The 6061-nt window shown below is 70.2% G+C and carries 13 protein-coding genes and 1 tRNA gene; 1 reads left to right on the top strand and 13 read right to left on the bottom strand.

The annotated features are described in order from the left end of the window. The 12 genes from ABZ374_RS44500 to ABZ374_RS44445 all read right to left on the bottom strand — a co-directional run. The coding region (locus ABZ374_RS44500) for a hypothetical protein (protein ID WP_360323608.1) at positions 1-268 on the bottom strand (268 nt) is incomplete at its 3' end. After that, positions 265-609 carry a hypothetical protein gene (locus tag ABZ374_RS44495; RefSeq protein WP_360323606.1) on the bottom strand — a complete coding sequence of 115 codons (345 nt, stop codon included), beginning with the start codon at positions 607-609 and terminating at the stop codon, positions 265-267. The genes ABZ374_RS44500 and ABZ374_RS44495, both read right to left, overlap by 4 nt. A 259-nt stretch (positions 610-868) precedes the next feature. Beyond that, a complete protein-coding gene (locus ABZ374_RS44490; RefSeq protein ID WP_360323604.1) occupies positions 869-1363 on the bottom strand; it encodes a hypothetical protein in 495 nt (164 codons plus the stop codon). Further along, complete coding sequence (locus ABZ374_RS44485) at positions 1360-1791, bottom strand: hypothetical protein (RefSeq protein ID WP_360323602.1); 432 nt, start codon at positions 1789-1791, stop codon at positions 1360-1362. The genes ABZ374_RS44490 and ABZ374_RS44485 overlap by 4 nt, the downstream gene beginning before the upstream one ends. Next, complete coding sequence (locus tag ABZ374_RS44480; RefSeq protein ID WP_360323600.1) at positions 1788-2000, bottom strand: hypothetical protein; 213 nt, start codon at positions 1998-2000, stop codon at positions 1788-1790. The genes ABZ374_RS44485 and ABZ374_RS44480 overlap by 4 nt, the downstream gene beginning before the upstream one ends. A gap of 32 nt (positions 2001-2032) precedes the next feature. Then, positions 2033-2185: a hypothetical protein gene (locus ABZ374_RS44475; RefSeq protein ID WP_360323598.1), complete on the bottom strand. Its 153-nt coding sequence runs from the start codon at positions 2183-2185 to the stop codon at positions 2033-2035. A gap of 30 nt (positions 2186-2215) precedes the next feature. Next, positions 2216-2289 (bottom strand) — tRNA-Leu (locus ABZ374_RS44470). A 6-nt stretch (positions 2290-2295) separates the two neighbouring features. Continuing rightward, entirely contained in the window at positions 2296-2634 is a 339-nt protein-coding gene (locus ABZ374_RS44465) for a hypothetical protein (RefSeq protein WP_360323596.1), read from the bottom strand. Continuing rightward, positions 2631-2828 carry a hypothetical protein gene (locus tag ABZ374_RS44460; RefSeq protein ID WP_360323594.1) on the bottom strand — a complete coding sequence of 66 codons (198 nt, stop codon included), beginning with the start codon at positions 2826-2828 and terminating at the stop codon, positions 2631-2633. Before ABZ374_RS44460 ends, ABZ374_RS44465 begins: the two co-directional genes overlap by 4 nt. Next, positions 2825-3343, bottom strand: a complete 519-nt coding sequence (locus ABZ374_RS44455; protein WP_360323592.1) for a hypothetical protein — start codon at positions 3341-3343, stop codon at positions 2825-2827. The genes ABZ374_RS44460 and ABZ374_RS44455 overlap by 4 nt, the downstream gene beginning before the upstream one ends. Beyond that, positions 3340-4014, bottom strand: coding sequence for a hypothetical protein (locus tag ABZ374_RS44450; RefSeq protein WP_360323590.1), 675 nt, complete (start codon positions 4012-4014; stop codon positions 3340-3342). The genes ABZ374_RS44455 and ABZ374_RS44450 overlap by 4 nt, the downstream gene beginning before the upstream one ends. After that, a complete protein-coding gene (locus ABZ374_RS44445) occupies positions 4014-5081 on the bottom strand; it encodes a hypothetical protein (RefSeq protein WP_360323588.1) in 1068 nt (355 codons plus the stop codon). The genes ABZ374_RS44450 and ABZ374_RS44445 overlap by 1 nt, the downstream gene beginning before the upstream one ends. Positions 5082-5254: 173 nt before the next feature. On the opposite strand from ABZ374_RS44445, the gene ABZ374_RS44440 reads away from it, so the two are divergent. After that, positions 5255-5527, top strand: coding sequence for a hypothetical protein (locus ABZ374_RS44440; protein ID WP_360323586.1), 273 nt, complete (start codon positions 5255-5257; stop codon positions 5525-5527). Positions 5528-5538: 11 nt separating this feature from the next. Here ABZ374_RS44440 and ABZ374_RS44435 read toward each other — a convergent pair whose 3' ends face one another. Next, positions 5539-6057 (bottom strand): hypothetical protein, encoded by a 519-nt coding sequence (locus ABZ374_RS44435; RefSeq protein WP_360323584.1) that lies wholly within the window; start codon positions 6055-6057, stop codon positions 5539-5541. Positions 6058-6061 lie beyond the last annotated feature (4 nt).

Genomic DNA, 6061 nt, shown 5'->3' with positions numbered 1-6061 from the left:
GCGACTCGCGGGTCGGCTCGCCGTCCTCGTCCGCCACGCCGGCGCGACCGGCCTCGATCAGCGCGGTGTCGTAGTGGGCGATCGTGGCGGCCTGCTGCTCGACCAGGTCCAGGAGCGCGGGCAGGTGCTGCTCGGTGCAGCGGATGATCGCCCTGTTCCAGGCGTCGAGTTGCTCGTCGGTCGGTCCACCGGGGCTGATCGGCGAGGTGGTCGCGGTGACCTGGTCGGCGCGGATCGCCGCCAGGTCGAGCGGCTCGGGGTCGGTCACGCCTGACCTCCGAGGATGCGGCGGGCGAGGGTCAGCACCAGCACGTCGCCGGTGTCGGCCTGTGCGTCGAGCAGGTCGGCGAGGTCGAGCCCGACGGCGGGGTCCAGGGCGGCGATGTACCGGGCGTCGCCGCCGCGCAACCACGGGCTTCGGCCGCGGGTGCCGGAGGCGCCGTGCAGGAGGTCACCGCCATCGCCGGTCGTGATGGCGGCGGCCCCGTCCGGGTCGTCGGCGAATCGGCTCCGGGTGCGCCACGGGAGGAGGGATGCCCCGGCCGCGAGGGTGCGCAGGTGTGCGGCTGCGCGGCGGATGGTGTCGGCGGGCGGCTCGGGGTCGGTCACTGGGTCGGCTCCTCAATGCGGTCGGTGGGTGTCGGACTGAATCGCCGGCGCAGTCGCCATTGGTGGCCGCACCCCGGGCAGCAGGCGCGCGGCCGTCCGACGGGCTCGCCGACATCCCCGAGATGCCTGTCGGTCGGATTTCCGGGCCGAACAACGCCATCGGCACCGATGACCGCCGGGCCCCACCCGATGTATCCGGTGACGTCCTCGACGATCTCGACCGGGCTGGAACACCGGACGCAGAGCAGCGGACGGTCGGTCACCGGGTCGGCTCCTCGATGGCGGCGCGGATACGGGCGGTCGTCTCGCGGGCGGCGTCGTCGTCCTCGGCGCGGACCCGGTCGAGCGCGGCGGCGGTCTCGACACCGGCCAGGTGGTTGCGGAGCATGGTCACTTCGGCGAGCAGGTCGAGGACGTGCCGGTCGACGATGCGCCCGAGCGCGTGGAACGAGTCGGTCAGGGTGACGTCGACCAAACCGCCGCCGCCGTTGGGCGGTGTGGCAGAGGCGTGCAGGTCGGCGATGATCGGGGCCAGGTCGAGCCGGCCGGGTGCGGGCGCCGGGTCGAGGTTGCAGCCGCGGCGGATCGCGGCGATGACCGATTCGGCGCCGTCGGGATCGATGCGCCGGCCGAGGGGCCCGGTGGTGAGGGTGACGCCAACCGTGGTGTGCCGGTCGATGGGGGTGATGTGCAGCCACTCGTCGTCGACGTCGTCGTCGCCGAGAAAGTACGTGGGGATCGGCTGGTTGCTCATCGGCTGGTCTCCGTCGGGTCGGTGCCCTGGTCGGGGCGGCGTGTGGTGGGCGCGGTGAGGTCGAGCACGGTGACGGCCAGGGCACCGTCCGCGTCGGCGTCGACGGGCCAGACCGCCTCCCAGACGTGGTGGCAGTCGTCCTCGTCCCCGGTACCGCACTCGCAGGGCGGGAAGCGCGCCCAGCAGAGGCTGGTGCGGTCGAGCAGGTCCTGGGGCGGCGTGAACGGCCGGCGGAGGAGGTCGCCGTACCGGTCGAGCAGTTCCCCGTACAGGTCGGCGTCGAGGAGGGCCATGGCGTACAGGGCGGCGGTGGGGTTGTGGTGGCCGAGGGCGAGGTAGCCGTAGGTCACGTCGTCGTCGCCGAGGCTGGTGACGGGGATGCCCCGGCGGGTGGCTTCCATGAGGGGCGTGTAGGCGGGCTCGGTCACGTGGTGCTCCTGGTGGGTGCGGGTCGGCGGCCGTCGATCCAGCAGTCCGGGCAGATGTCGCCGTGGCGGATGCGGTGCCAGCCGTCGCGGCGGGCGATGCGCCGGGCTTCGGCCGCGGTGGTGGCGTCGGGGATGCGTGCGTCCCACTCGGTGGCGGCGTCGCAGTCGGGGATGTCGCACTCGACGACGACGGCGCGGACGATGCTCACGTCTGGCTCCCGGTGGTGGGCGCGGGCGGTGTCTAGCCCTGGTCGACTGCGGTGCGGACGGCGACTACGGCGAGCCAGAACGGCTCGCGGCTGGTGAGGTCCTCGATGGCGGCGGTGATGGTGTTGGCAAGGTCGATCTCGGCCGGGGTCGGTGGCCGGCGGTGACTGTCGGGAGTGCGGGGCATCAGAGACTCCTGGTGAATACGGTGGTGGCGTGCCCGGGGCGGGATTCGAACCCGCAGGTGGGGCCGCTTTTAAGACGGCTGCGTCGCCATTGCGCCACCCGGGCGGGCCCCTACCGGGGCGAGCGTGCGGCGGCCGTGGCCTGGTAGGCGGCAAGCAACTCGCGAAACCGCTCCCCGGCCGGCCCCTCCGGCAGGTTGATGCGGCGCGCGTTCAGTCTCATGAGCGCGTCGTGGATGTGCCGGTCGCTGTAGACACAGCGGCTCCGGTCGTCGGGAAGAAGCGTGAGGATCGTGAGGGTCGAGTGAACGCGCAGCGAGAGGGTGCGGCGCAGCGGCCCGGGGCCCGGACGGTACGTGCCCGCAGTGAGGACATCGCGGGCCGCAGCGGCCATGTCGGCGAACATCGGCGGGGCCAGGCGTGGCCCCCGGCGGCTCAGGTCAACGCTCACCGCTCCTCCACGGAGAACGTCACGACCACGTGCTCGTCGTCGCACCGTAAGTACAGATCACCCGCGCGCGGGAACGGTGCACGCGCCCGATCCGCAGCCAGGATCGCCTTCTCCACATCCGAGATGTGCGCCGGCTCCCTCAACCGGAACTCGTGGTGGGTCACGGTCCGAACGCTGTACTCGTGCGCGCTCACGAAGCCTCCTTGTGAATGGACCTCTCGCGGGTCCGCTGAATGGCCTTCTGCGTCGTGTTGGCCTTCAGGCCCAAGCCCATGGCGACGGTGGTCGGCGAGACGTCCTCGTCGCGCGCAGCCGCCTCGATCACCGCGAGCCGCTCCGCGTCGTTCGCCTCCACGCGCACACCGGCCAACGCCCGCTCCACCACGACCTCATCGACGCACTCACCAGCCGGCGAGCCCGGTTCCGCGCCCTCGGCCGCATCCCGGATCGTCCGCGTCTCCGCCAACCCCGGCGCCAACGGATCACCGTGCTCATCCCACGAGATCCAACCCAGCGCCGCGCCCAGCGACCGGTCCGGATTCACCATTGCCGCCAGCACCACGAACAGCGCCCACTCCTCATCGGGCGTCAACTCCGAGAGCAGCGCCGCGACTTCGTCCCGGCCACCATCACCGTGCACAAGCACAACCAGGCGCGCCGCAACCGGAATCATCGCCTCCGCGAGCGTTTCAGGCCGCCCCGACATCACGCCGCCTCCCGCTCCGCCGCCTGCACGCGGGCACTGTGCGCCCCCTGCCGGGGAACAACCCCATCCGCCTCACGACACGACGCGGACGGACCCGCCGCGCACTCCGGGCACGTCACACGCTCGACCGCCCACCGAACGATCCGCTGCGGATGCACACCACCCGGCATGATCCGCCGGTCAGCCGTCTCGCAGCTCTGCCCCTCCAGCGCCCTGCACGACTCCTTCGGACACCGCACCTCACGCGCCGGATGCCGCAACGGCTTGATCACAGCCTCGACATCCGGCGGAAGGTTCGTCGCCAGGGCGTTCTTGGCAACGAGCTGGAGCAGAGGCCGGTCACGACGGTTCTCGATCTCGGGCGGCGCCAACCCGTCGGCCACCGCCGCCAACTGCTCGCGCAGCCGATCCAAGCCCCAATCCTCGTTCTGCTCCGGCTCGTAGACGTAGTTTTTCAGTCGCTCCTTCCGGACACGCCGCACCTCCGCAACGATCTCCGCCGGGGCCACGAACGGCGACTCCCGCGCACACGCCGCAGCCGCCGCCTTGCAATCCTCGAAGCTGTACGGGAACAACACGTCGTACCAGGCGTCCGCCGTGAACTCGTCGAACTTCTGCTGCGGACAGATCGCCCGCACATACCGCGTCAGATGCGCCGCCTCGACCTCGTCCATCACGCACTCCCCACCCACGCCGCCGACACAACCGACTCGGCCTCCTTGGCGGCCTCCGCCGCCAAACGCACCGCCTTCCGCTCCTCCGCGCGCTGCACCGACCGCTGAAACTGCTCGTCCACTGCCGCCTGCTGCGGGGACTTGGAACGGATCGGCACCACATTCGCCTCCGACTGAAGGGCGTGCCAGCGCGGATAGAACCACCGCGACGAGAACACCCGAGTCGTCCTGGATGCGAACGCCTCCACAGCGTCCTCGTACATCGCCCGCAGCCCCACCCGCACGACATCCGCCCGCAACAACGCGAGATCGTCCTCCTTGAACGACCAAGGCAACGCGATCCCCTTCTGCGCCATGGCCCGGGCCAGAGGCTCCAGCCAGTCCGGCACCTGACCAACCACAGGAGCCACAACCGACGCCGTCAGAACGAGCTCCCCATCGACCGGCGTCGACCCGGCGCGGCCCTCCAAAGGAACTTCCCGCGGCGCCGGCGGAGGATCGGGCTCCACCGGAACCACCGGCTCACCCACATCACCAACCGGGTCGCCCGAGGCCACAACCCCCGGACCCGCGACGTCGCCGAACTGCTCGCGCAGCGCGGCCATCAACGTGACGATCTGGGTCCTGACTGGCGTGAACGGCGCCCGCTTCGTCGGCTCCTCGCTCAGCTCGTGCACCGGAATCCGCCCGACCTCGGCCAGCAGCGCCGCACGCAACAACGGCGACACGATCTCCTGCGCCGACGCCACCATCGAACCCATCACCCGCGGCGCCTTGTACACGTCGTCGTTGATCACGAACGTCCTGATCAACACCTCCTCCGTCTCCCTGTCCAACACGATGTACCGGCGCTCATGCAGGAGTTCGAGATCCGCCAGAATCCGCGCCGCGTCCCCATCCACCGACGAACTCGCCCACCGCTGGAACGTGAGCGGCAGCACGCCGGCGTGGTTCAAGTTGGGCTGCGACAGCAGGAAGACGTACCTGAACTGGGCCGACTCCGGGAGCAGGCGGAAGTCCGGGTCGCGCCAGATCCTCGTGAGGAGCCGGGCGAAATTACGAGGCATGAAGTAGATCCGTTCTGCGGTGCAGGAGAGTCAGAGGGGCGCAGGCGCTGGTGTGCTCACAGCGATCGACCGGGTTGGCGTTTCACCCTTTTGCCAAACTAGACTTTGGCACATGGATGTTGGCTATTCAAGCCCACCTCGATGTGGGCACTCGTTCGTGGGAACATTCCCGCATGACCGAGACTGCCGACGCTGTGATGCACCTTCGCGCTGCCGTCGACCGCCACCGGGCCGCAATCGCCGAGATGAAGCGGACGCAAGACGAGCGCGACGAAGCAATTGCCAACGCCCTGAAGGCGAAGGTCCGGCCCGTGGACATCCGCCCCCTGACCGACCTGACCACCGAGCAGATCAGGCGCATCGGCCGCAAACGCGGCGCCGCGCCTCTGCGCGAACCCACGAAGACCAGCCGCAGGAAGCAGGCGTCCCCCGAATCGGCGACCTGAATGCCCGCGCGTCACTCGGCGTCGTCCACGACCCGCCGTCGCGCACGCATCGTCTGCGCGACGGCCTTGTCCTCGTCGTCGAGCGAGGCCGCGTAGGCGGCGTATCCGCGGGGATCCTCTTCGCCGTCCAGCGGCGACACGAATGGGTTCATGTGGAGTTCCTCGACGAACGCGTCCAGGGCGCTGTTCCGCTCCTCGGGCGAGGTCTCCTGAGCGAAAGCGAAATGGAGGCGGACGAGGTTCCGTCCGCCATCGCCGGTGAAGGTGAAGGTGCGTTCGTGAGGTTCGAGGTCGTCGGCGCCGAGGTCGATGGCCCATCGGGAGGTGTCGGCGGCGTCGCGGATGAGTTCGTCGATGCCGGTGCGCGCGAGGCTGAACTCGTCGATGTCGAGGTCGCCCCATTTGGTGTCGGTGTTGCCGATCGTCTCGCCGGCCATGCGCTCGCCGATGCCGACGTAGTCGGGGTCTTCGGTGGCTTCGTGGTGCTGACGCGCGGCTTCGGCGTAGAGGTCGTTGTCGGTGTAGGACATCGGG

Origin of the sequence: Embleya sp. NPDC005971 (assembly GCF_040629175.1) — a bacterium.
Taxonomy (GTDB): Bacteria; Actinomycetota; Actinomycetes; order Streptomycetales; family Streptomycetaceae; genus Embleya.
This window is presented reverse-complemented; position numbering and strand designations above follow the sequence as displayed.

Coding starts and splice junctions, on each gene's coding strand:
- ABZ374_RS44490 (WP_360323604.1), bottom strand. CDS start 1,363: ATGAGCAACCAGCCGATCCCCACGTACTTTCTCGGCGACGACGACGTC.
- ABZ374_RS44475 (WP_360323598.1), bottom strand. CDS start 2,185: ATGCCCCGCACTCCCGACAGTCACCGCCGGCCACCGACCCCGGCCGAG.
- ABZ374_RS44450 (WP_360323590.1), bottom strand. CDS start 4,014: ATGGACGAGGTCGAGGCGGCGCATCTGACGCGGTATGTGCGGGCGATC.
- ABZ374_RS44445 (WP_360323588.1), bottom strand. CDS start 5,081: ATGCCTCGTAATTTCGCCCGGCTCCTCACGAGGATCTGGCGCGACCCG.
- ABZ374_RS44440 (WP_360323586.1), top strand. CDS start 5,255: ATGACCGAGACTGCCGACGCTGTGATGCACCTTCGCGCTGCCGTCGAC.
- ABZ374_RS44435 (WP_360323584.1), bottom strand. CDS start 6,057: ATGTCCTACACCGACAACGACCTCTACGCCGAAGCCGCGCGTCAGCAC.